Source organism: Bartonella alsatica (assembly GCF_013388295.1).
GTDB lineage: Bacteria > Pseudomonadota > Alphaproteobacteria > Rhizobiales > Rhizobiaceae > Bartonella > Bartonella alsatica.
The window spans coordinates 1,160,336-1,184,894 of the sequence record NZ_CP058235.1; the positions used below are offsets into that span (position 1 = coordinate 1,160,336).

Below are 24,559 nucleotides of genomic sequence, written 5' to 3' on the forward strand. Positions count from 1 at the left end.
TTGCAGGTTATAAACAATTTCATGAATCAGGTACGTAGGGATTTTTATTTTTGTTTATCTCCTTATGATAAAAAACATCTTTTATTTCTTCTACTAAAATACATGTCTGAAAGGCACTTTTGAAGCATACTAAATAAGTTTAATAATATTATAATGTGTGTCGTAAAGACAATTGTTATACCTTAAATTTATAATGGAGATAGAGAATATTATGACAAAAGCAGCAATGTTGGACTGGAAGCGATTTTCAGAGCTTCCTAATTTTTCTTTAATAAGTGATGAAGATTTTAAACCTGCTTTTGAACAAGCGCTTAAAGAAGCAGAAAAAGAAGTAGAGACGATTGCAACGGTGCAAGAACCACCAACACTTGAGAATTTTCTGCAACCTTTTGAGCTTTCTGGTAAAGCGCTTGATTGTGTATGTTCAATATTTTTCTTACGTTCAGGTGCTCATAGTAATGCGTTGATTCAGCAGTTAGAACAAGAATTTGTTGTAAAACTTTCTCGTTATTCTTCGAAAATTATGATGGATGAACGGATATTTGCAAAAATAGATGTGCTTTATAAGCAGTCGCAGCAGAATATGTATGATAGTGAAACAACACGTGTGCTTGAGTTATGGTGGAAAAAGTTCGTTTGCAATGGTGCAAAACTTGATGAAAAAGGTAAGAAACGGCTCGTTGAAATTAATGAAAGACTTGCTTTTTTAAGTGCTAAGTTTGGTCAGCATGTCTTAAAAGATGAAGCTGAGTGGATTTTATTTTTAAAACAAACAGATTTATCTGGTTTGCCAGATGATCTCATTGCTTCAATGAAGGAAATAGCTCGTGAAAGGGGCAATGAGGGAGCCTATGGGTTAACATTGGCACGTTCAGTGATTGAACCTTTTTTAAAATTCTCTCATCGTCGAGATTTACGTGAAAGTGCATTTCAAGCTTGGTCTAAACGAGGTGAAAATAATAATGATAATGATAATAGAGCGATTATTGTAGAGATTCTTGCACTTCGAGATGAACAGGCTAAATTACTAGGATATAAATCCTTTGCAGATTTGAAGCTTGATAATACTATGGCGAAGAATGCTGATTCCGTTATGGATTTACTCATGTCGGTATGGGAACGAGCAAAAGCTAAAGCAGTTAATGAACAAACTGAATTACAAGATTTTGCAAAAAGTCAGGGAAGTAATGAATCCTTAGCAGCTTGGGATTGGCGTTATTATGCTGAAAAATTACGCGCTGAAAAGTTTTTTTTCGATGAAGCTGAAGTTAAACATTATTTGCAACTTGATCGCATAATTGAAGCAGCTTTTGCAGTAGCAAAAAAACTCTTTGGGATTTCATTTGAAGAAAAAAAGACTGTTACGCTTTGGCATCCTGATGTACGTTTGTGGGAAGTAAAAAAGTCTGATGGAAGTCTACTCGGGCATTTTATCGGTGATTATTTTGCTCGTTCTTCAAAACGGTCTGGTGCATGGATGAGCAGATTGCAATCGCAGCATAAATTAAATGGCGGACAAAAGCCTATTATCTATAATGTGTGTAATTTTGCTAAGCCACCTAAAGGAGAGATTGCTTTTTTATCCCTGGATGATGCACGTACACTTTTCCATGAATTTGGTCATGCATTGCATGGTTTGCTTTCTAATGTAACATGGCCATCTGTGTCTGGAACATCTGTTTCACGTGATTTTGTTGAACTTCCTTCTCAACTTTACGAACATTGGTTAACTGTACCAGAAATTTTAAAGTCTTATGCTACGCATGCAAAAACAGGACTTCCTATGCCGCAAACATTAATAGATAAGGTTTTGTCAGCACAGACATTTAATGCAGGTTTTGCTGCAGTTGAATTTACTTCATCAGCTTTAGTAGATATGGCTTTTCATCAAGGACAAAAGATAACTGATCCGACAGTGTTTGAACGTCAAGAGTTAGAAAAACTGCAAATGCCTGATACAATTATTATGCGTCATCGACCTCCACATTTTACGCATATATTTTCAGGTGATGGTTACGCCGCTGGTTACTATTCTTATATGTGGTCGGAAGTACTTGATGCTGATGCTTTTCAGGCTTTTGAAGAAACGGGAGATGTTTTTAATTCAGAGCTTGCTGATAAGTTGAGACGTTTTATTTACTCTGCAGGAGGAAGTCGTGATCCAGAAGAACTATATAAAGCTTTTCGGGGACGGTTGCCTTCATCAGAGGCAATGATTAAAAAACGTGGATTGTAAATGATAACGGTAGGTATGGTTTAGACTATACCGTTATTTCTTTTTGGTCTTTATTTCTGTTAAGGTTTACCAAACCCCTATCATGATCATGTGAAAAGAGGGCTTTTTATTTTATTCGACTTTTGGTTTGTGAAAAAAATGAGACTCTGTGTTTTTAACAGATCATGGAAAAGAAAAATTATCAGCTCTCTCTTTCTGATGGCCATTTGGGGGTGACCATGATTTTTTCATAAGACTTTGATCAATTTTGTTTAGTAAGTAGGTGTTTTGTTGTGTCATCTCATCGAGGCTTATAGGTGGTTGGCGTTCAATATTATGTAAGCCTTGTACAGATTGCAGAGTATTTGTGTTGGTAAGAGGTATGTTTTCATGAGAAAAGACAGGAAGCTTTAAAATAGCTTCTAATGGTTTCCTTAAATAAGAGACAAGTTTTTGCTTTCCTTCAAAAGTAAAATTAATGCCATCATTGGTGCGAAGTCTGGTTATTTTCCCATTGACATTATAACCTGAAAAAGAAAATTGACCTTGTGCGCTAATAAAACCATCCCAAATATTGATAAAATATCCTCCTGCAGCTTCTGTTGCATTTTTATAAAGTTCATTAAAGGTTTGTATTTTTTGTGTTAAACTATTATTTTCAAAGGCTGGCTGTCCCATCCAGATCCATGGTTTTCCAGAGTTATGTAGGCTTTCAGTAATTTCGATAATTCTTTGCTTATAGATATTCATCCATTCTGGTTGGAGAGGACTGAATACGCCATGAGAGTTTGTGATTGGTTGGTTATCATTTGCGCCTATTATCATAACAATGACATCAGGTTTATTTTTATCGATAAGTTCAGGAATACTATTTTTCCAAGAAATGTGATCAGTTCGAACTAAGCCAGAAGATGGGACTGCATTGTTTATGATGATAATATCGTTATCATCAATAAAAAGTTTGCTCAGTTCATTGGCAGCAGTAGAAGCTACAAAGTCACCTATAACGAGAATTCGTTTTGCGTTTGTATCTTTCAATTTTTGTACGGTTTTTTGTATGATAGCCTTTTTCTTTGGTTGATATACTTTAGGTTCCATAGTTCGCGGCTGTTGTTGTGGTTGCTCTTGTTTGTTACGTTCTAACAACCATTTAAAAAAGTTCGTTGCTTTGCTTGAAGATGGTTGTATAACACTCACAGCAAATAGAGAGAAAAACAGGAAGATTAAGTGTATCGAGCGGAAATAAGACAAACACTTTACTCCAAATTATTGTTTTCGAAGAAGGAAGAGAACTTCACGAGTTGGATATCCATTTGCTGTTAAGCCGTGTCGCAGTTGAAAAGCTTTAAGCGCTTTCTTAGAAGCTGGACCAATTTTTCCATCAATTTCTCCATCATAATCACCCAGCGCAGCTAAGCGAGATTGTAATTCCATACGCTCTTTGAAAGTAATAGGCTTAAATGGTCGTTCCCAATCTTGGACTAATCCCGGATGTCCAGCAATGCGATCAGCTAGTAGAGCAACAGCTAAAGCATAACGATCCGAATTATTATAGCGTTTAAGAACAAAGAAGTTTTTTGTTATTAAAAATGCAGGTCCTTTGGGGCCATCAGGATATTTCAATATTGCATGCTCAGATGGAGAAGGAAAAGGTTTTCCATGTGCATGCCGAACTCCCAACTTTTTCCATTGTTTAAAGGAAAGCCAATTTTCAGGAAATGTTTTCCCGTGTGGTAATTTAACCTCAATTCCCCAAGGAAGGTCAGATCGCCAACCATTTATATGAAGTAAATTAGCTGTAGTAGCAAGGGCATCTGGAATTGATTCCCAAATATTGCTGTATCCATCGTTATCCATGTCAATAGCATAGGCAAGGTAACTAGTTGGAATAAATTGCGTATGTCCAAGAGCACCTGCCCAAGATCCAATCAGTTGAGAGCGCTGAATATTACCATTTTGTAAAATTTTCATAGCTGCAATAAGTTGCACACACGCGTATTTTTTACGCTTTTGGTCTGCATAGGCTAAGGTTGCTAATGAACGGATAGTATCACGCATCACAACTTTATTTTCTAAAACTTTTCCATAATTACTTTCCACTGACCAAATAGCGAGAAGAATATTGCGGTTAACACCAAAACGCTTTTCAATTTTTGGAAGCCACTTCGCCCATTTTTTCGCTTGATATTGTCCTTCTATAATTGCGATATCATTAACCCGATTGTCAAAATAGTTCCATGAAGGATCAATAAATTCTGGTTGATATGCTGCTCTTTTTAAAACTTCTGTGTCAATTGCAGTGACATCTTTAAAAGCCATATCAAATATAGTTGGTGAAATATTGTTGGCTAAAGCTGTTTTTTTAAATTCTTCAACCCAGCGTTTAAAGCCATTATCAGCGTGTGAAAGTGAAGAAAAGAATATTGAGAAAGCAAAAAGAATAAAAGCTGAACCAATGATATAAGTTCTTTGGTTTATGAATTTCTCCAACGATGAAAATACTTTAAATTCTATTTTTTGCATTTTAAAATTCCCGCTAAGGTTAAATGATTTTATTTTTGTATTTGGTTTAATTGAGTATGTTGTCAAGTTTCCAGAAAAGCTGAAAAGGATTATTTATGTTGAGAAAGTACTCTTCAATAATATTGTCTCTTTTTTCATCTTTTTGCTATGCATTATAACGATAGTTACAATAGATAAGACAGCTTTTAATAATTTAATTATGACATATGATAAACAAAATCGGAAATCTATATAGTAAACTAAGAATGAACAGAGTGCAGAAAATCCGTAAAGCAGTATTTCCCGTAGCAGGTCTTGGTACACGTTTTCTTCCTGCAACAAAAACGATACCTAAAGAAATGCTGACAATTGTTGATAAGCCTGTTATTCAATATGTTGTAGATGAGGCACGTGAAGCGGGTATTGAGCATTTTATTTTTGTCACTGGACGCAATAAAGCAGTAATTGAAGATTATTTTGATGCACAAGTTGAATTATATACAACACTTGCTGAACATGGCCGCAGAGAGGAGCTTGAGCATTTACAAGACTTACAACCTTCACCAGGTATGACTTCCTTCACAAGGCAACAGAAACCTTTAGGATTGGGGCATGCTCTTTGGTGTGCGCGTGAGTTAGTGGGGGCGGAACCTTTTGCTTTATTGTTGCCGGATATGCTGATTCAAGCTAAAAATAACTGCCTTTCTGAAATGATGAATCTTTATGAAAAAACAGGAGGAGGAAATATTATTGCTGTTCAGGAGTGCGATCTTGAGGAAGCACATAAATACGGTATCGTTGGCAAAGGTAAACAAATTGCAAATGGTTTTAAAATTACAAAAATGGTAGAGAAACCAACAAAAGGAACAGCTCCATCGAATTTGTACATCAATGGGCGTTATATTTTGCAACCAGAAATTTTTAATATTCTCTCCAACCAAAAACGAGGAGCAGGAAATGAAATTCAGTTAACGGATGCGATGGTACAGCTTTCAAATGAGCAAGATTTTTTTGGTTTCCAGTTAGAGGGATTCGCTTTTGATTGTGGTTCTAAAACTGGTTTCATTGAAGCCAACGTTGCATTTTCTTTGGCACGGGCTGATATGCATAGTCAAGTTTCTGCTTCATTAAAAAATTTACTAGAAACAATTAAAGTTGAAAAATGATATAGATTCCTCATTTAATTTTATATATCAAATTTGATCATGACAATACAGTCTTCTCTTCTGTCGGGTTTGCAGAGTGCCGTTACATCGGCACTTAAAACACTTGCGAGTGAAAAACAGGGGCTTGAAGCCCTTGAAACTGCTCTTCTTGGAAGCCTTTCTTCCTCTTTTAAAGCTGCTGTACAAACTATTAGAAACGCCAATGGTCATGTGGTGATTACTGGCCTTGGTAAAAGTGGTCATATAGGTACAAAAATTGCTGCAACCTTAGCTTCAACGGGGACACCTGCTTTTTTTGTACATGCTGCAGAAGCCAATCATGGTGATCTTGGTATGATTGGATCTGATAATGTTATTCTCGCTTTGTCGTGGTCAGGCGAAACCTTGGAATTAAGTGGTATTATAAATCACGCTGCGCGTTTTCACACGCCACTTATCGCAATGACATCGGGTGAGCACTCTACATTGGGACGACAAGCTGATATTGTACTATTGTTGCCGAAGATAGAAGAGGCTTGTCCCCATGGGCTTGCTCCTACAACTTCAACAGTTATGCAATTAGCAATGGGAGATGCATTAGCTGTTGCGCTTTTAGAAATGCGTGGTTTTACCGCAACGGATTTTAAGATTTATCATCCTGGTGGTTCTCTTGGTGCAAACCTTAAATACGTGCGTGATATTATGCATGATGGTGACAGTATTCCTTTGGTTGTGCAAGGTACAAGTATGACTGAAGCTATGAGTGTTTTGGTTAAAAAACATTTTGGTTGTGTTGGCGTTGTGAATCAAGAAGGTGAGTTAATTGGGATTGTGACCGATGGTGATCTCGCACGCAACATTCACTTTAATTTGTCAAAATTTAATGTAGATGAGGTGATGACGAAAGATCCAAAAATTGTGGAGCCAAATACATTGGTTGGTGCGGCGACAGCTTTTATTAATGATCACCATATTGGTGCTTTTTTCGTGGTTGAAAATAAGAAACCAATAGGGATTGTTCATTTTCATGATCTTTTGCGCATTGGTGCAGCTTAGGTGAAGGAGTATCCATACCAGATAAAATTTTGTCTGTGAAACAACTTTATTGAGACGTTTGTTGCAAAAGGTGATAGTTTTCGTATTTCATGGCTTACTACAAATTATTCTCGTAGAGGATTATATAGGGATCTTTGTGTAACTTAGAGAAGACTTTTATCAGGAGGAAGATTTTACCGCTTCTTGTTATGCGTTACCCTACATTTTTCTAATAAAATAGAAGCCTTGGCTTTTATGTTATTTAAAATTTTCGCTTAAGAAAAAATTGCGTCCCTGTATGTGATGTACAGAGAAGTTGTGTTGCATTATGCGATATCGTACAATTGACTCGGGATATTGTTCCACGGAGAATGGAGCGTATTTCAATTTCTATGTGTTGAGTACTGACATAATTATATGTACCTTCTGATAGCTTTTCTTCTGTATCTGCTGCTCGGGTTTCAAAAGCACCATTATGGAACGAAGAAATAATACCATTTTCATCAATCCATTTACCATCAATTCCAGTTAGCATATTTTGTTCATAATATTGCAAAAAGCCACAGGAACTTAATACAGAAGCGGTAATTGTAAGACATAAAATACGGCAGATGCGTTTCATTTGATTTACTCTATTTATATCACTTTGCTCTCTAGGCTCTATAACATTGTTAAATTACTCCATGAGTCAAGATGAAAAATATGATAAAAATCAATCAAAAAGCAAAAAAATAGAAAAAAATGCCTTAATGTTGTATTTAATTAACGGCTTGCTAAAATTCGTGGATAAAACACAAGAGGTGAAATATTTCTTATGGTTTACAACAATTTTTATATTAAGCCGCTTAGTAATCTCAAAGGAGATTATTAAAATTATGGTTGGTCCCATTCTTGTTGCGGGTGAAGATTATGGAAGGCGTATAGAGCTTTCTGCTATGCTCCGAGGTTTTGGTCACCGTGTCATTGAAGCAGAAAATGGCCTCCGTACGATTGATCTTTTACACAGACGTAAAAATATTGTGCTTGCGCTCCTTGATGTCGCTATGAGTGATTTGAGTGCGGGTGATTTGATTAAAATGATTAGAGTTGCGGGTGTTTCTATTCCTATTGTTGTGGTAGCACAACAAGAGAATCAAGATTTACTCCAGAAAGCTTTAACAGCTGGAGCTATTGATTATTTGATTCATCCAGTTACATCACTACGGTTGAAAGTCACTTTGGATACTCTTTCTCTTATTTCTGCATTGGAGCGTGAGATTAGTTATATTCGGCGAAAAAATGAGAATCACTTGCGATTTTCTGATCTCTGTATAAAAAGTAGGGCAATGCAGATAGTTCTGGAACAGTCCAGGAGTGCAGCGGCTTCTTTACAAAATCTTTTGATAGAAGGTGAAGAGGGCACTGGACGCGAAACATTAGCCCGTATTATTCATCATGAAGGGTTGTTATCAGAAGGACCTTTTGTTCGCTTCCAATGTTCAGCTATCGTTCATCCAGAAGAAGAAAGCTGCCAGTGGTTTAAAAAATTTCTACCCCTGGTCTCTTCTCTTGAAAAGGGGACGCTTTGTCTTTGTGATGTTGATCGACTCGAGCCCATACAGCAAAAGCGTTTCACAAATTATCTTCAAGAGAGAGAAAAGGCAATAAAGAATAATCCTCCTTCTTTTCGTATCATGGCTATTTCAGCGTCGCGGCTTTCAGATCTAGTTAAAGAAGATTTTTTTTCACGCGGTTTATTTGAACAGCTTTCCCAATTATCGATCAACGTTCCTGCTTTACGGGAATTGAGAGATGATTTTCCAGAGCTTACACAACGTTTGATTAATCGCATTATTAGTGAAACAGGGCGATCTCATGTACATGGTTTAACAGGATCAGCTCTCTCATTGCTTATGCAGTATGACTGGCCTGGTAATCGGGATGAACTTGAGAATTTTCTATTTCGTGCAGTTTTACTCAGTAAGGGACCATTATTAACTGTTCGAGATTTTCCCCAATTAATGGGCAAGCCATTAATAAATATTCCAAATATCATTGAGGGTAATATTCAAGAAGATCATGAACAAGAGTCAATACAATTTTTAAATGCTGAAGGGCACGTTCGCACTTTTTTAGAGATGGAACGTGATATTATTGAGAAAGCGGTTAAACATTATAAAGGACATATGAGTGAGATTGCTCGTCGTCTTCATATTGGTCGCTCTACACTTTATCGAAAAATAGAGGAATTGAGAGCAGTAAAAAGCCAAGAACGGAAATAAAATCGACGATAAATTTCCATTTATAAAAAGTATAATTTTCAAAAATTGTAGTGGCTTTTGGTAAAGAAAGTAGAAAACTTCTGACTTTTAAAAAGGTATTGTGTATTTTAAATATTAGGTATTAAGTATAATTTTGAAAATTTAATAAGTATTGATTTTATTTGGTTGGGTTATTTTTAACTCTTTTTCCTTTTTTAGTTGTCAAAACTTTAGCTCAGTTTACATTCATTTAAATCGAGAGATAGTTTTTATACTTTTTAGTATTAGAGCTAAAATTTTGAAATTATCGATTAGATTTATATTCTCTTAAGTAAGAGATGGCATTCTGTCTATTGCAATGATTAAGGTATGATCATTAATTTTAATGTTGCGGTTTGTATCGATGATGGTGCAATGGCTTAAAAATGGAAAGTTTATCTTCTTTGACTCTGTTACAGTTTGTTATCAGTTTTATCATATTTTTTTTTATTGCGTGTATGTTGGCGATCTATACATATGGACGTTTTGTTAAAAATGCTAAGGGAGAATGTTCTTATGCTTTTAATGTTAAAAAAGATGAAACACAGTTTGATCGTATAGTAAGTCAGTTAGCAAAAGAAACAGGAGGATTAGGGGTTGACAAAGATGCTCTTTCACTCATCATCAGCAATTTGGATGCGTTTTGTGTTCGTGCAATAGGCGCAGCACAGGCTGGGCGTAGTCTTGATTTAATGTATTATATTTGGGATGATGATTTAACCGGCCGTTTGTTATTAAGTGAAATAGTGGAAGCAGCTGATCGGGGTGTTCGAGTACGCCTTCTTTTGGATGATATTAATGCTCAGGGGCGTGATCCAGCTTATATTGCGCTGGATAAACATCCTCATATTGAAGTAAGAATGTTTAATCCAGGGCGATCACGTAAGGGTGGTTTACGCCGTGGTTTGGAGATTATATTGCGGGCAATTACTGTAACGCGCAGAATGCATAATAAAGCTTTTATTGTAGATGGCCGGGTAGCTTTTGTAGGAGGACGCAATCTTGCAGATTCTTATTTTGACGCTGGTAAAGAATCACATTTTCGAGATTTGGATTTGATGTTAATTGGCCCTTCGGTTAAAAAGGTGGAAACTATTTTTGATAACTTTTGGAATAGCTCTGTCGTTTTACCGATTCACTCTTTGGTTATTCCTAAAAGTGCAAGCGACCTTAGTTATTGGAAGGATAAGTTGCGCAAGTTTCGTAATTCCAAGGTTGCGAAAGTTTATTTAGACTATATCAAAGAGCATATTAACTTTAATTATTTTATCCAGACAGGAAAGCGATTATTTTTAGCAGATAAAGTTATTGTTCTTTCTGACCCTCCTGAAAAAGTATTGCGCAAAAAAACAGGAAATTGGCTCATGAAGGCTCTCTCACAGGTTATTGGTGAAGCCCAAGAAACGATCCAAATTACATCACCTTATTTTGTTCCTGGTAAGGTAGGTACGCAGAATTTTAGCAATTTGGTCTCAAAGGGTGTTGATGTCAAAATTCTTACGAATTCTTTAGCAGCTACTGATGTTGCATTAGTGCATGGTGGTTATGTACCGTATCGTAAAGCGTTATTAAAAAGTGGTGTTAAACTTTATGAGTTGAAACCAGATGGAGGTAATCAAGGATTGCGATTATTTAGGTCAAGTAAGGCAAGTTTACACACCAAAGCTTTTTTAGTTGATCGTAAAACTGCTTTTATTGGATCTTTGAATTTTGATCCACGGTCAGCTGCATTGAATACAGAAATGGGTATTCTTTTTGAATGTGCACCGATTACAGCTAGGTTGGATTTGCTTTTTTCTGAGGAAACAACTGGTGAAATGAGTTATCATCTCCGTCTTGGTGATGATAACCGTATTTATTGGGATTTTATTGAAAATGAAAAACAATACAGTATTGATTTTGAACCAGAAAGCAATTTTTGGCGTCGGGTTTTTACAAGAGTAATGAGCTGGTTACCCATTGAATCGCAATTATAAATCTTACAAATCATACATCAAAAAATTATTTTTCTTTTCATTTTATTTTTAACATGGCATAATTCGTTGCCAATCCTCAACTTATGAGAACCGCAGTTGTATTAAAGTCACTTGCGGTGCTTTTTTATTAAAGGAATTTGGCTATGGCAAAGATTGTTGAAACAGGGACAGGAGCGTTAGCCCTTACTTTTGATGATGTGCTTTTACAGCCAGGCCATTCTCTTGTTATGCCTAGTCAGGTAGATCTTAAAACGCGTATCGCAGCTAATATTGAACTGAATTTGCCATTGCTTTCTGCTGCAATGGATACAGTAACGGAATCGCGTTTGGCAATTGCTATGGCTCAAGCTGGTGGTCTTGGTGTTATCCATCGCAATATGTCTTCTGCAGAACAAGCTGAGGAAGTTCGTCAAGTGAAAAAATTTGAATCCGGAATGGTTGTTAATCCGGTAACAATTAGGCCAGATGCAACACTTGAAGAAGCAAAAGCTTTGATGCGCTCCTATAGTATTTCGGGTATTCCGGTTGTTGAAGATGGGGCTAACGGTGGAATTGCTGGTCGGCTTGTTGGCATTTTGACAAATAGAGATGTGCGTTTTGCATCAAATCTACAACAAAAAATTTATGAATTAATGACGCATAAAAATTTGATCACAGTGCGTGAAAATGTTCAACTTGATGAAGCAAAGTATCTTTTACATAGTCATCGTATTGAAAAATTATTAGTTGTAGATGAACAAAATCGCTGTGTCGGTTTGATAACAGTTAAGGATATTGAAAAAGCACAATTAAATCCAAACGCCGCTAAAGATTCGCAAGGTCGCTTGCGTGTTGCAGCTGCAAGTAGTGTAGGAAACGATGGTATTGAGCGGGCTGAACGATTAATTGACGCGGGCGTTGATGTGCTAGTGATTGATACCGCTCATGGACATTCTCAGCGCGTATTAGAAACAGTTAAGCGTATTAAAAAAATGGCGTTTTCTCCAGCTATTATTGCTGGTAATGTAGCAACACCACAAGCTACACAGGCTTTGATTGATAGTGGTGCAGATGCTGTAAAAGTTGGTATTGGTCCTGGTTCTATTTGTACGACGCGAATTGTTGCAGGTGTTGGTGTTCCCCAGCTAGCAGCTATTATGGGTGCTGCAGAAATTGCTGATAAGGTAGGTATTCCTGTTATTGCTGATGGGGGAATAAAAGCTTCGGGTGATTTTGCTAAAGCCTTAGCGGGTGGGGCTTGTGCTGCTATGATTGGTTCTCTTTTAGCAGGTACGGAAGAAAGCCCTGGTGAAGTTTATCTTTATCAAGGGCGATCTTTTAAAGCTTATCGTGGTATGGGATCAGTTAGTGCTATGGCAAGGGGTTCAGCTGATCGTTATTTTCAGGATGAAGTGCGTGATGAGCTTAAATTGGTTCCTGAAGGTGTGGAAGGACAAGTGGCTTATAAAGGTCCGATAGCATCGGTTCTGCACCAACTTGCTGGTGGGTTACGTGCTTCGATGGGCTATGTTGGGGCTAAAAATTTAGCAGAGTTTCGTGAAAAAGCGACGTTTGTTCGTATCACTAACGCTGGACTTTATGAAAGCCATACACATGATGTTGCTATTACACGGGAGAGCCCGAATTACCGAGGTCCTATTTAATGTTTAATGTATAAGAGCTTAGAGCTATATTATATGGTATAAAATCTTTTTGAGAATTGCAGGGAAGTTGTATAATAATTCTTAAAAGAAAGAATTGGAGATTGATATTCCAATTCTTTCAATAGGTTATATGAAATTAAGGAAATTAACTTTTTGTCGTCTTCCGTTCCGATTTTGACGCGCGTTGGCGAGTGTTAGCCTGATCACTCTGGATGGATTTCTTTCCATTGTTTGAGGGCGTTGTATTGTGACGACTTTTAGATGAAGCTGTTTTCCCATTGTTGTAAGTGTTCATTATTTTCTCCTTTTAAATTATCTGGCTTGAAGCCAGTATAATAAAAACGGTTTTGCCAAATAGTGGTTCCAAACCTTTTCTAAAAAGTTAATATTTTGTCAGAAATAAGATGGGTGTGCTGGTCTTAGTAGAAGTGTTTTTTCGTTTTTCAAAAAGATAGCATTTTCGAGATATAAGATATTTAGATACTACATGCTATTTATAGAAAGCCATGAAAATTTAATTTAGGAGGAAACTAAGGGGAGTATGGCTTTTATGTACCGATATTGGGTAAGAAATTTAAGAGTACATTCTGCCTTACAGTATCAAGATAGAATTATATATTTTAGAATGAGAGAAATGTAAAAGGATAGCACATGAAATGAAGGATTTAAAATGCTAAAAAAAGTGCGATCAGAATTATTCAGCTTCCAATGTGAATTTTTCACAGTCTTCAAAAAATCCTATTGGCATTAAGAAAGATAATTTTGTTTTTACTTAAATTGTTTAGTATCTTGTAAAAATTTAATGGGAGAAATGAATGCGCTTAGGTGGGCGTTTGCGTGCAGCAATAGATATTCTACAAGAAATAGAAACTCGGCGTTATCCTGCAGGTAAAGTTTTAAGAGCTTGGGGGCTTTCTCATCGTTTTGCTGGAGCAAGTGATCGTGCAGCAATTGGTACAATCGTTTATGATGTCTTAAGACGGCGTTATTCTTTACAATGGCGTATGGAGAGTGATGATATTCAGGATATCGTTTTTGGTACCTTATTAGATACTGGGAAAATGACAATTGAACAAATTGACAGTGAATTAGAAAGGGATCGATTTGCACCACAGCTATTAGGGATTAAACAGCGTCAATCGTGGCAAAAACGACAATTAATTGATGCGCCAGACTATATTCGTGGTGATATTCCCCAATGGTGTCAAGCTCACTTATATCCTTTATTTGCCGAAAATTGGGTTGTTGAAGCTGCTGCATTAGCAACACGGCCTTCTTTAGATTTACGCGTGAATAATTTAAAGACAACGCCAGAGAAGGTGCTTAAGGAATTAGCAAAGACAAAAATTCAACCATTATCATGGTTTCCGCAAGCCTTAAGGATAGCACCGATTGAAAAGTTTGACCGCCATCCTAATGTTCAAGTTGAACTTGCTTTTCAAAAGGGGCATTTTGAAATACAGGATTTGGGGTCTCAGATTGTTGCTTATCTTGTTGAAGCAAAAGCAGGTATGCAGGTTTTAGATTATTGTGCTGGAGCTGGTGGCAAAACGTTAGCTTTAGCTGCTAGTATGAATAATCAAGGGCAAATTTATGTTTATGATTCAGATAAAGCCCGCTTAGCTCCTATTTTTGATCGTCTTCGACGCGCTGGTGTTCATAATGTACAGCCACGTGAGCATGTAGAAACATTAAAGTCATTAGTAGGTCAGATGGATATAGTTTTACTAGATGCTCCATGTAGTGGTACAGGCACATGGCGACGGCGGCCGGATACAAAATGGCGTTTGACGTTAGAGGAGGTCAAAAAATGCCAAATAGAACAGAAGGCTATTTTGAATGAGGCTATAGATTATCTTAAACCAAATGGACGTTTAGTCTATATTACATGTTCTCTTTTTATGGATGAAAATGAGGAACAAATTTCCTATTTTCTTCGACAGCATTCCAATTTTTATACAATAAATATGCGTGCACTTTGGCAGAAACATTTTAGTTTTTCATCTATTCAACCGATCTTTTCAGATTATGGACTGACTTTATCGCCAGCAACAACAAAAACAGATGGTTTCTTTTTAGCTGTGTTGCAAAAAAAACATTGATACATATTTTCGTATTTTTTATCTTAAATTTTATCAAAAGAACCTTTTTCTCAAGTAAACAGACTTGTGAAAAAAGAAAGATTGAATAATAAATCTTATAGGTTCTCTTTTACAATTATTGATTGGTTTTCTATGAACATATCACATCCAGACACTGTTCTTATTATTGATTTTGGTTCACAAGTGACACAGCTTATTGCACGGCGGGTGAGAGCAATGGGGGTCTATTGTGAAATTGTTCCTTTTCAGTGTGCTTTAGAAGGTATCAAGCGAATAAAACCTAAAGCTGTTATTTTATCGGGTAGCCCTTATTCAGTTGTTGATGATAATTCGCCGCGTGTTCCGATGGAAATTTTTGAAATTGCTGTTCCAGTTCTTGGTATTTGTTATGGTGAACAAGTGATGTGTATTCAACTTGGGGGAAAAGTTGAAGCAGGACATGAGCGTGAATTTGGGCGTGCTTTGTTGGAAGTACAAGAAGAGAGTGCCCTTTTTGATGGTGTATGGGTAAAGGGTTCTTGCTATCAAGTATGGATGAGTCACGGTGACCGTGTTACGGTTTTACCAGAGGGTTTTCGTGTCATAGGAACATCAAAAGGTGCTCCCTATGCTGCTATTGCTGATGAAATAAGGCGCCTTTATGCGGTACAGTTTCATCCTGAAGTTGTGCATACACCAGATGGTGCAAAGCTATTGCAAAATTTTGTTTATAAAATCTCTGGCATTCAAAGTAATTGGTCAATGGCTTCTTATCGTGATCGGGCAATTACTGAAATACGCAAAAAAGTTGGAAAAAATCGCGTGATTTGTGGTCTTTCAGGTGGCGTTGATTCATCAGTTGTCGCTATCCTTCTTCATGAAGCGATAGGAGACCAACTGACATGTATTTTAGTAGACCATGGGTTGATGCGTAAAAATGAGGCTAAGGAAGTTCTTACACTATTCCGAGATCATTATAATATAGAGCTTGTACATGTTAATGCCGCCAATATGTTTATCAACGCTCTAGCAGGTGAAACAGATCCAGAAAAAAAGCGCAAAACGATTGGCCGCCTTTTTATTGAAGTTTTTGAAGAAGAAACAAAAAAAATAGGGGGTGCAGAATTTTTAGCGCAAGGAACACTTTATCCAGATGTCATTGAAAGTGTATCAGCTATTGGTGAAGCACTAACAATTAAGAGCCATCATAATGTAGGAGGATTGCCAGAACGGATGAATATGAAACTTCTAGAGCCGTTACGTGAGCTATTTAAAGATGAGGTTCGCTCGCTAGGGCGAGAGTTGGGATTACCTGAGCAGTTTATTGGTCGTCATCCTTTTCCAGGTCCCGGTCTTGCAATTCGGTGTCCAGGAGAAGTTACACGGGAAAAATTAGAAATTTTACGTGAAGCAGATGCCATTTATCTTGATGAAATCCGTAAAGCGGATCTTTATAATGAAATTTGGCAGGCGTTTGCTGTTCTTCTTCCTGTTCAGACTGTTGGTGTTATGGGTGATGGGCGCACTTATGAATTTGTTTGTGCTCTTCGCGCGGTAACATCTGTAGACGGAATGACTGCTGATTTTTATCCGTATAAGATGGAATTTTTAAGCAAGGTAGCAACACGCATTATTAACGAAGTAAGGGGTATTAATCGTGTTGTTTATGATGTAACATCAAAGCCTCCCGGTACTATTGAGTGGGAATGATTAAAATAAAGTACGACCATTTTAAAATAGGATGTTTTTTAAATTTTGATATTTGGTAGAGTGAGCAATAGCAAACAATTTCTTAAAAAATTATTATATATCTGGTATGATTTTTTAAAATTATTATCTGATTATGTTAGTCAATCTCATTTAAAATTGAGAAGTGTGAAATTTTAGATGTCTGAAAAAAAAATTGTTGCACATCGTGGTGGAGCTAATCTTCATTCTGAAAATACACTTTCGGCGTTTCGTCATGCAATTGCGTTGGGAGTTGATGAAATTGAATGTGATGTTCATCTTCTTAAAAGCGGTGAAGTTGTTGTATTTCATGATTTTTATCTTGAACAATTGGTTGGAAAAAAAGGATATATTTACGATATTGATAATGCAACACGTAGAAAACTTTGCGTGAAAGGAAGTACTGAAGCTCCTCCTTTATTAGAAGAGGTGCTTGATCTTTTAAAACCAACCAATGTTGCTCTACATCTCGAAATAAAAACATGCGGTGAAATTGAGCGTGAAACAATTTTATCTCAAAAAGCGCTTGCGTTGATAAAAAGCCGGAATTTAGAAAAAAGAGTTTCTGCCATCAGTTTTGACCCTACGAGTCTTCGTCCTTTTATTGAATCAGGAATAGCATCTGGTCCATGTATTGATAACTTTGAAGGTGACATGCACCGTCATTTTTCTGAATGGAAACAATTGGGGTATTCTGATCTGAGTTTAAATGGTTCCATTGTCTCACGGGACTTTATTGAATCTGCGTTGGAAGTTGGCTTTACTGTGGGGGTTTGGACAATAAACGGGAAAGCTCGATTGTCGTATTGGCTCAATATGCCTGTACATTATATCACAACAGATCAACCTGATCTCGCTTTACAATTACGTGCACAAAGATAAGCAATAAATTTATAATAATACAGAAGAAACTATATATCTTGACAAAAATAAGGTTAATAGGAAAAAGCAAGAAATATTCGCTTAAGGTGTTAAGAAGAGCAAGATTTTTACTTTATTTACTTATTATTTGTTCGTTTTCCAGTAATTTTATTAAAAGTATGAAAATTCTGATGAGGGACAGTAAAGCTTAATTTTTTACCATAGTCGCTTGTAAGGCGCTCTTTTATTTCAATAGTAAAAATAAGACCATTCCAACGTGTTAAAACATGACATCCTGCTCCTATAGGCTTGATAAATTCAATTTGTGTGTGAAAGACAGGTCCTTTATCTGGATGTTCGCCTAACAAGATTATTTCTGGTCTGAATGCTAAAAGATCAGTTTCTTCATTATAAGAAAGTAAATAATCTAAATGTTGTTCTAGGATTTTTCGATCAAGAAAATTTATAGGGGGAGAACCAATAAAATCAGCAACAAACGTTGTTGCTGGGTAGTCATAAATTTCCATTGGGGTTCCAATTTGCTCGATAGCTCCTTTATTCATAACAACTATTCTATCAGCCAATGTCATCGCTTCTAATTGATCATGGGTAACATAGAGACTAGTTGTGTTCAATGAACGCTGAAGTGTTTTAATCTCAATACACATTTGTGCTCGTAATTTTGCATCAAGATTTGAGAGAGGTTCATCAAAAAGAAAGACACGTGGTTGACGCACAATCACACGTCCCATAGCCACACGTTGACGTTGTCCTCCTGATAATTGTCGTGGTTTACGGTCAAGAAATGGCTCTATCTCCAAAAGTTTTGCTGCATGCGTGATACGTTTATTTATTTCATCCTTAGGTGTTTTACGATTTTTAAGACCATACTCTAAATTGCCACGAACTGTCATATGGGGATAAAGGGCGTAATTTTGAAAAACCATAGCAACATCGCGATCAGCGGGTTCACGATCATTGATACACTCGTTGTCAATATAGAGTTCACCTGAAGTAACTTGTTCGAGTCCTGCTATAATGCGTAACAAGGTCGATTTGCCACATCCTGAAGGACCAACAAAGACAAGAAATTCGCTATCTGCAACAGTTAAATTTAAATTTTCAATGACTGGGATACCATTGTCATACTGTTTTTTTATATTTGATAACTGGATTGTAGCCACAGTTATTTCTCCGTTTCAATAAGGCCTTTGATAAAAAGCCGTTGCATAAAAATGACAACAAGAACAGGCGGTACCATAGCAACAACAGAGACTGCCATTAATATATTCCATTGAGGATTATGTTGAAGTGATTCTATGACAAGCTGTTTTAGAATAATAAGAATAGTTTGATAATTTTGATTAGTTGTAACTATAAGAGGCCAGAGATATTGGATCCATCCATAAATGAACATAATGATAAATAAGGCGGCAATATTGCTTTTGCTAAGAGGGAGAAGAATATCTTTAAAAAATTTAAATGGTCCTGCACCATCAACACGAGCAGCTTCTAAAATTTCATCAGGAACCGTCAAAAAAAACTGGCGAAATAAAAATGTAGCAGTTGCAGATGCAATAAGTGGAATAATCATTCCGCTATAGGTGTTTATCATGCCTAACTGTGCGACTACTGTATATGTTGGGATAATACGAACTTCAACAGGTAGCATCAATGTGACAAAAATGAGAGCAAAAGCAGTTTTTCGAAAAGGAAAGCGCATATAAACAATTGCATAAGCAGAAAAAAGGGAAATAACAATTTTTCCAATACTAATACCAAAGGCCATAATAAGCGAATTCATTAATAATGGCCAAAGATTAGGCAGCCCGAGTTGTACAAGGCCATCACCAAAAATTGTTTTATAGTTTTCCAGGGCGTATTTTCCCGGTAAAAGAGGAAGTGTTCCGGAACTGAATGCCGCTGAACTATGAGTTGATGCAATGATAGCAACATAGACCGGAAAGCAGATAATGATAATACCAAGAATAAGGACAATATGGGTTAGAAATTTCAGAACAGTGCGATTTTCAACCATGATTTGTTTCCTAATATTGTACACGACGTTCAAGCCAGCGAAACTGGATAAACGTTAGGACAATAACTATCAACATTAAAATCGTTGATTGTGCTGATGATGCACCAATCATTTGGTTTTTAAAACCATCATCATACACTTTATAGACAAGAGTACTTGTCGCACGTGCAGGACCTCCCGAGGTTATGTTGTCAATAATACCAAATGTATCAAACATAACATATTGGATATTGACGATAAGAAGAAAAAAGGTAGTTGGTGAAATCTGCGGAAAAACCACAGTCCAAAATCTTTTAAAAGGGCCAGCACCATCAATTGCTGCGGCCTCTATTTGGGAACGTGGAACGGATTGGAGACCTGCGAGAAAAAAAAGAAAATTATAGGAGATTTGTTTCCAGCTTGCTGCAATCACAATAAGGATCATTGCTTGAGTACCATTGATACGATAATTCCATATAATACCTATTTCTCTAAGAAGAAAAGGGATAGTTCCAATGGTTGGATGGAAAATAAATAACCATAATATACCTGCCAATACTGGAGCAACGGCATAGGGCCAGAGCAAGAGCGTTGTGTAAGCCTTTTTTGCACGGATGACACGATCAACACAAACAGCCAAAAGAAGTGCTATAGTCATTGAAACAACAGTAACAGAAATGGAAAATACTGCGGTTATGAAAAGTGATTTCAGATAAGCAAGATCAGAAAGAATTGTTATATAATTTTCAAAACCAATAAACGTTGTCGTAAAACCAAAAGGATCTTCACGTTCGAAAGAGGATTTTATTGCTTGAGCAGCAGGCCAAAAGAAAAATAAAAAAGTCACAATAAGCTGAGGAAGCAGCAGCCAATAAGAGAGTAAACTATTTTTAAAGTATGCGTGTTTTTCTTGCATCCGTAAGGCTTTTTTAATATAGAAACTTCAGAAAGGTGAACAAAAAAGAATTAAAAGGACTCAACTGTTTGGATAAACTTTGATATTTAATAACAAGAATAAATCTTAAAGGTTAGCTTTTTCAAATTCACGTAGGAGTTTATTACCACGTTCAACGGTTTCATCTAATCCATCTTTTGGTGTTTTTGAACCACTAAGGACAGCTTCTAATTCTTGATCAAGAATAGAACGAATTTGTGGTAAATTACCAAATCTTATGCCCTTTGAGTTAACAGTTGGTGGATTGAGAGTGATCTGTTTAATAGCAATATCTGCACCGGCATTTTTATCGTAGTAATGCTGTTGCTTGCTCAATTCATAAGCAGCTTTTGTTGTTGGAAGGTAACCTGTTATCTGATGCCATTTAGCTTGGTTATCTGCTTTCGAGAGATATTTAAGAAAAGCAGCAGCACCAGCATATTCTTCAGGGGTATGACCTTTCAAAGCCCAAATAGAGGCACCACCAATAATTGAATTTTGTGGTGAACCTTTTACATCATCATAGTAAGGTAACATACCAAATCCAACATTGAATTGTGCTTCGGACAAAATTCCAGCACGAGAACCTGAAGATTGCATAAAGATTGCACAATTTTGTGTCATAAACATTGGTGTTGCATCCAACGCTCCAGCAGGGCCACCATAGCGAAAAATACCTTGGTCAGACCATTTTTTTAGGTCAGTCCACATACGCACTTGTAAAGGTCCATTCAAGGTAAGCTCTGTATCAAGACCGCTAAACCCATTTTCTTTCGTTCCAAAAGGAATATTATGCAAAGCTGAAAAATTTTCTATACCAATCCATTGAGATGCATAAGCCATTGTGAAACCACAGCTTGCTGCTTTAGTTTCAAGAATTTTTTTGGAGAAATTCTCAACGTCCTGCCATGTTTTAGGTGGTTGGTCTGGGTCAAGTCCTGCTTTTTTAAAGATATCTTTATTATAATAAAGGATTGGTGTTGAAGCGTTGAATGGCATAGAAAGCATACGCCCCTTAACATCTGAATAATAATCTCTGATAGCAGGCAAATAATCTGTAGAATCAAATTCTTGTTTTGTATCAGCCATAAGTTGATAAACAGGATAAACGGCACCTTTTGCAGCTATCATGGTACCAGTACCAATTTCATAGATTTGAGCGAGAACCGGTTGTTGCTTCCCACGAAATGCTGCAATAAGTGAAACCATACCTTCTTCGTATTCACCACGAAATGAAGGAACAATTTTGTACTTAGATTGACTGGCATTAAAGTCGTTAATGAGACGTTCAGTTTGTTTCCCTAGTTCGCCACTCATAGAATGCCAAAAACTAATTTTTGTTTGCGCAAACCCTACTGTTGTTATGCTGATAGCAATTGCAAATGCTACTATAGAAAAATAAAAACGACTCATAGTTCCCTCTTTCTGAAATGATGGAATACAGGCTTCGCTAAATTTATAGTATTACACATAAACACGCCATAACAATTTTGTTTCAGAAATATTTTGGTTCATTTAAACAGGAACCATTAAAAGGTCAAACGAATTTGTTTAAACTTACTTGCCTTACTTTATGAAAGCTATCGTATGTTAATGAGATACTAACCTGTAAACACCTGATAAAAAACTGAAATGGTGTAAATGGCAAAGCAGTGAGCAAGCTCAAGTCAAGGATACAAACAGTAAAAGTTATTTAGTTATGGTTATTACAGTATTCAGATTTACTTTTTTAAGAGAGAGACGTTTATTCTAGTTATTTGTCTTGTAACTTTTAAATGATTACTTTAAAACAAATCGTTTACACTGTACTTATAATAATCTCTACTAGAGCAGATTTTTTAAATTTATAAGAGGCTATTATCCTCTAAAACTTTTCTGGTGTATTCATAAAATATGTTAGAATATTACTTTTAGGAACTAATAAGCGTTGGTTTTTAGGATTAAGGAAACGCTTTAGGGTATTTAACAGTATTTAAATCTATAAAATGATTTATTTTAGTCTTCCTATAACGACTTTGAAACCATAATTTACAAAGTGTTTTATCAGCGCAAAAATAGAGAATGATTGAGCAGATGATGTTAGTTTATGGGCAAAAAACATGTTAAATAAAATATGTAATTGCACTTTCAAACATTGTATGGTGAGCTCCTTTCAGATTACTATTGCATGTTGAGTTGTCGCGTTTATTTTCTCAATTTATTTGGTATAATTTCTTAATTTATAAATTATTTCAGTATTGAACACTGATTTATCATGATTTACAACATTGTAAATTCTGACAGTTATGATTTTACTAATTTTTCAGCTCTTCTGTAAAATATTTCTTAATGTTTTGTGATGGCGTCAATGATGGTATTCACATTATGTGCCATCATATCAAGATAAGTTGCAGCAGGGCCATTTTCATTTGACAATGCATCAGAATACAATGTTCCACCGATTTTTAAACCGGTTTCTTTTGAAATCTGTTTTATAAGACGCGGATTAGAGATATTTTCAATAAACAAGGCAGCTGCTTTTTTGATTTTAATTTGTTTGATAAGATTGACTACATCAGCTGCTGTCGCTTCAGTTTCTGTTGAAGTACTTTGAGGTGCAAGTATGGTGAAACCATATTCTTGAGCAAAATACCCAAAAGCGTTATGAGATGTGATAATAATACGCTGATCTTTTGGAATGGTAGCGATCTTTGTTTTGAATATTTCTTGTGCTACTTTAAGTTTCTGGATGTAGACTTTAGCATTTTTTCTGTAGCTTACACAGGATTGTTGATCGATTTTACAAAAAGCAGCAGCGATATTTTTGATATAAATTTCAACATTTGGAATAGTTAGCCAAGCATGTGGATCAATACCACTGTGGTAGTGATGTTGTTGGGCAGTATATTTTTGATTTGTAATTTCGAGGGGAGAAATGTTGGCACTTACTTCAACAAGAAGCGCTTTTGTGCCGCTTGCTGTGATGAGGCGGTCAATAAAACCCTCTAAATGAAGTCCGTTAATGAAAATAATATGAGCATTTCTAAGAGCTTGAGCATCACGGGGGGTAGGTTCATAAGTATGAGTATTTGCATTGGGGCCGACAAAAGTAGTCATGGAAATATGGTTACCTCCTACATTCTTTACTAAATCTGCAAGAATAGAAAAACTTACAACAACTCTGATTTTATTATGCGCAGCAGCAGAAAGTGGAAAAAAGGTAAATAATAAAAGAACACCATACAGTACAAATTGTTGAATAAGTTTAGACACATTATTTCCTTAAAGTGGAGTGGGCTGTATAAAAAAGGTGGGGAAACCATGCTACAATAAAGCCGCGTGGACTTATGAAGCAGGAAAAAAGATAAATAGATCCTGCGGCAATAATAATAGAAGGGCCGGAAGGAAGTGACAGATGAAAAGAAAGCAGCAGGCCACATACACTAGCAATGATTCCTAAAAAGATGGAAAATATGCAAATAGGTCCCAGACGCGAAAGCCAAAAACGGGCCGTAATAGCTGGAATCATCATAATGCCTACAGAAAGCAATGTTCCTAATGATTGAAAACCGCCAACCAAATTCAATACGACAAGTCCAAGCAATGATATATGAACATATTTACTCAATGGAGAGAGTGATTTAAAAAAAAGAGGATCAAAGCTTTCTAATACAAATGCGCGCCAGAAAGTACAAAGACTGCATATTGTGATCAGCATTATAGTGGTGATCAGTAAAAGGGCTTGTGTATCAATAGCAAGAACTGAGCCAAATAAAAGATGGAGTAGTTCAATTGTGGAGTTTTTAAGTGAAACAATGATGACACCTACTGCGAGTGCAATAAGATAAAAAACAGTCATTGATGCGTCTTCTTTTTGAGAGCTATTTCGTGAAATCAAGGCGGTTGCTAAAGCAACAATGAAGCCAGCTAAAATGCCACCAATTGTCATGGAGATGAGCGAAAATCCGCAAAAAAGAAAAGCAGCTGCAACACCAGGAAGAATGGCATGGGATATAGCATCTCCTGTTAAACTCATTCCGCGTAGCATCAGAAATACACCAACGGGACAAGCACTGATGGACAGAAGAATTGAACCGATAAGGGCGCTTTGCATAAAGTGAAAATCAAGGAAGGGGGCAAGAAAAAATGCGTACACGTATTATA

At 36.4% G+C, this 24,559-nt stretch carries 19 protein-coding genes; 9 read left to right on the top strand and 10 right to left on the bottom strand.

The window, feature by feature from the left end:
* Window positions 1–211: 211 nt before the first annotated feature.
* A complete protein-coding gene (locus tag HWV54_RS04735) occupies window positions 212–2,236 on the top strand; it encodes a M3 family metallopeptidase (RefSeq protein WP_005866226.1) in 2,025 nt (674 codons plus the stop codon).
* A gap of 162 nt (window positions 2,237–2,398) precedes the next feature.
* On the opposite strand, the gene HWV54_RS04740 is transcribed toward HWV54_RS04735, so the two are convergent.
* Both HWV54_RS04740 and HWV54_RS04745 read right to left on the bottom strand, forming a co-directional pair.
* On the bottom strand, window positions 2,399–3,466 hold the full coding sequence (locus HWV54_RS04740) for an SGNH/GDSL hydrolase family protein (RefSeq protein WP_005866224.1): 1,068 nt from the start codon (window positions 3,464–3,466) through the stop codon (window positions 2,399–2,401).
* Between the two features lie 15 nt (window positions 3,467–3,481).
* The gene (locus HWV54_RS04745) at window positions 3,482–4,738 is read right to left on the bottom strand and encodes a lytic murein transglycosylase (protein ID WP_005866222.1); all 1,257 of its coding nucleotides are present in this window, start codon (window positions 4,736–4,738) and stop codon (window positions 3,482–3,484) included.
* 254 nt (window positions 4,739–4,992) lie between these two features.
* On the opposite strand from HWV54_RS04745, the gene galU reads away from it, so the two are divergent.
* Together galU and HWV54_RS04755 are read left to right on the top strand one after the other, a co-directional pair.
* Window positions 4,993–5,883 carry a UTP--glucose-1-phosphate uridylyltransferase GalU gene (gene galU, locus HWV54_RS04750; protein ID WP_040296400.1) on the top strand — a complete coding sequence of 297 codons (891 nt, stop codon included), beginning with the start codon at window positions 4,993–4,995 and terminating at the stop codon, window positions 5,881–5,883.
* A gap of 39 nt (window positions 5,884–5,922) precedes the next feature.
* A complete protein-coding gene (locus tag HWV54_RS04755) occupies window positions 5,923–6,918 on the top strand; it encodes a KpsF/GutQ family sugar-phosphate isomerase (protein WP_005866218.1) in 996 nt (331 codons plus the stop codon).
* Window positions 6,919–7,159: 241 nt separating this feature from the next.
* On the opposite strand, the gene omp10 is transcribed toward HWV54_RS04755, so the two are convergent.
* Window positions 7,160–7,519, bottom strand: a complete 360-nt coding sequence (omp10, locus tag HWV54_RS04760; RefSeq protein ID WP_005866217.1) for an outer membrane lipoprotein Omp10 — start codon at window positions 7,517–7,519, stop codon at window positions 7,160–7,162.
* A gap of 253 nt (window positions 7,520–7,772) precedes the next feature.
* Between omp10 and HWV54_RS04765 the strand changes: the two genes are divergently transcribed.
* From HWV54_RS04765 to guaB, 3 genes are all read left to right on the top strand, one after another.
* Window positions 7,773–9,158, top strand: a complete 1,386-nt coding sequence (locus tag HWV54_RS04765; protein WP_040296464.1) for a sigma-54-dependent transcriptional regulator — start codon at window positions 7,773–7,775, stop codon at window positions 9,156–9,158.
* A 422-nt stretch (window positions 9,159–9,580) separates the two neighbouring features.
* A complete protein-coding gene (locus tag HWV54_RS04770) occupies window positions 9,581–11,152 on the top strand; it encodes a phospholipase D family protein (RefSeq protein ID WP_040296463.1) in 1,572 nt (523 codons plus the stop codon).
* A 143-nt stretch (window positions 11,153–11,295) separates the two neighbouring features.
* Entirely contained in the window at window positions 11,296–12,795 is a 1,500-nt protein-coding gene (gene guaB / locus HWV54_RS04775) for an IMP dehydrogenase (RefSeq protein WP_005866211.1), read from the top strand.
* A 145-nt stretch (window positions 12,796–12,940) separates the two neighbouring features.
* On the opposite strand, the gene HWV54_RS04780 is transcribed toward guaB, so the two are convergent.
* Window positions 12,941–13,090 (bottom strand): hypothetical protein, encoded by a 150-nt coding sequence (locus HWV54_RS04780; RefSeq protein WP_176953564.1) that lies wholly within the window; start codon window positions 13,088–13,090, stop codon window positions 12,941–12,943.
* Window positions 13,091–13,610: 520 nt separating this feature from the next.
* On the opposite strand from HWV54_RS04780, the gene HWV54_RS04785 reads away from it, so the two are divergent.
* The 3 genes from HWV54_RS04785 (at window position 13,611) to HWV54_RS04795 (ending at window position 17,486) form a co-directional block, all read left to right on the top strand.
* Window positions 13,611–14,897 carry an RsmB/NOP family class I SAM-dependent RNA methyltransferase gene (locus tag HWV54_RS04785; RefSeq protein WP_005866209.1) on the top strand — a complete coding sequence of 429 codons (1,287 nt, stop codon included), beginning with the start codon at window positions 13,611–13,613 and terminating at the stop codon, window positions 14,895–14,897.
* Between the two features lie 132 nt (window positions 14,898–15,029).
* On the top strand, window positions 15,030–16,586 hold the full coding sequence (gene guaA, locus HWV54_RS04790; protein WP_005866207.1) for a glutamine-hydrolyzing GMP synthase: 1,557 nt from the start codon (window positions 15,030–15,032) through the stop codon (window positions 16,584–16,586).
* A 177-nt stretch (window positions 16,587–16,763) separates the two neighbouring features.
* Window positions 16,764–17,486: a glycerophosphodiester phosphodiesterase gene (locus HWV54_RS04795; protein ID WP_005866205.1), complete on the top strand. Its 723-nt coding sequence runs from the start codon at window positions 16,764–16,766 to the stop codon at window positions 17,484–17,486.
* 116 nt (window positions 17,487–17,602) lie between these two features.
* Here the strand turns inward: HWV54_RS04795 and HWV54_RS04800 are convergent, their stop codons facing one another.
* From HWV54_RS04800 to HWV54_RS04825, 6 genes are all read right to left on the bottom strand, one after another.
* Window positions 17,603–18,649 carry a sn-glycerol-3-phosphate import ATP-binding protein UgpC gene (locus HWV54_RS04800; protein ID WP_005866203.1) on the bottom strand — a complete coding sequence of 349 codons (1,047 nt, stop codon included), beginning with the start codon at window positions 18,647–18,649 and terminating at the stop codon, window positions 17,603–17,605.
* 2 nt (window positions 18,650–18,651) lie between these two features.
* Entirely contained in the window at window positions 18,652–19,503 is an 852-nt protein-coding gene (ugpE, locus tag HWV54_RS04805; RefSeq protein WP_005866201.1) for a sn-glycerol-3-phosphate ABC transporter permease UgpE, read from the bottom strand.
* 10 nt (window positions 19,504–19,513) lie between these two features.
* Entirely contained in the window at window positions 19,514–20,398 is an 885-nt protein-coding gene (ugpA, locus tag HWV54_RS04810; protein ID WP_005866199.1) for a sn-glycerol-3-phosphate ABC transporter permease UgpA, read from the bottom strand.
* 105 nt (window positions 20,399–20,503) lie between these two features.
* Window positions 20,504–21,829, bottom strand: a complete 1,326-nt coding sequence (gene ugpB, locus HWV54_RS04815) for a sn-glycerol-3-phosphate ABC transporter substrate-binding protein UgpB (protein WP_005866198.1) — start codon at window positions 21,827–21,829, stop codon at window positions 20,504–20,506.
* 912 nt (window positions 21,830–22,741) lie between these two features.
* Window positions 22,742–23,668 carry a metal ABC transporter solute-binding protein, Zn/Mn family gene (locus tag HWV54_RS04820; protein WP_005866197.1) on the bottom strand — a complete coding sequence of 309 codons (927 nt, stop codon included), beginning with the start codon at window positions 23,666–23,668 and terminating at the stop codon, window positions 22,742–22,744.
* Between the two features lies 1 nt (window position 23,669).
* On the bottom strand, window positions 23,670–24,551 hold the full coding sequence (locus HWV54_RS04825; RefSeq protein ID WP_005866195.1) for a metal ABC transporter permease: 882 nt from the start codon (window positions 24,549–24,551) through the stop codon (window positions 23,670–23,672).
* Window positions 24,552–24,559 lie beyond the last annotated feature (8 nt).

What these genes read in the sequence shown, in the direction of transcription:
- HWV54_RS04735 (WP_005866226.1), top strand. Translation starts at nt 212, where the DNA reads ATGACAAAAGCAGCAATGTTGGACTGGAAGCGATTTTCAGAGCTTCCT.
- HWV54_RS04745 (WP_005866222.1), bottom strand. Translation starts at nt 4,738, where the DNA reads ATGCAAAAAATAGAATTTAAAGTATTTTCATCGTTGGAGAAATTCATA.
- HWV54_RS04755 (WP_005866218.1), top strand. Translation starts at nt 5,923, where the DNA reads ATGACAATACAGTCTTCTCTTCTGTCGGGTTTGCAGAGTGCCGTTACA.
- omp10 (WP_005866217.1), bottom strand. Translation starts at nt 7,519, where the DNA reads ATGAAACGCATCTGCCGTATTTTATGTCTTACAATTACCGCTTCTGTA.
- HWV54_RS04765 (WP_040296464.1), top strand. Translation starts at nt 7,773, where the DNA reads ATGGTTGGTCCCATTCTTGTTGCGGGTGAAGATTATGGAAGGCGTATA.
- guaB (WP_005866211.1), top strand. Translation starts at nt 11,296, where the DNA reads ATGGCAAAGATTGTTGAAACAGGGACAGGAGCGTTAGCCCTTACTTTT.
- HWV54_RS04780 (WP_176953564.1), bottom strand. Translation starts at nt 13,090, where the DNA reads ATGAACACTTACAACAATGGGAAAACAGCTTCATCTAAAAGTCGTCAC.
- HWV54_RS04785 (WP_005866209.1), top strand. Translation starts at nt 13,611, where the DNA reads ATGCGCTTAGGTGGGCGTTTGCGTGCAGCAATAGATATTCTACAAGAA.
- guaA (WP_005866207.1), top strand. Translation starts at nt 15,030, where the DNA reads ATGAACATATCACATCCAGACACTGTTCTTATTATTGATTTTGGTTCA.
- HWV54_RS04795 (WP_005866205.1), top strand. Translation starts at nt 16,764, where the DNA reads ATGTCTGAAAAAAAAATTGTTGCACATCGTGGTGGAGCTAATCTTCAT.
- ugpE (WP_005866201.1), bottom strand. Translation starts at nt 19,503, where the DNA reads ATGGTTGAAAATCGCACTGTTCTGAAATTTCTAACCCATATTGTCCTT.
- ugpA (WP_005866199.1), bottom strand. Translation starts at nt 20,398, where the DNA reads ATGCAAGAAAAACACGCATACTTTAAAAATAGTTTACTCTCTTATTGG.
- ugpB (WP_005866198.1), bottom strand. Translation starts at nt 21,829, where the DNA reads ATGAGTCGTTTTTATTTTTCTATAGTAGCATTTGCAATTGCTATCAGC.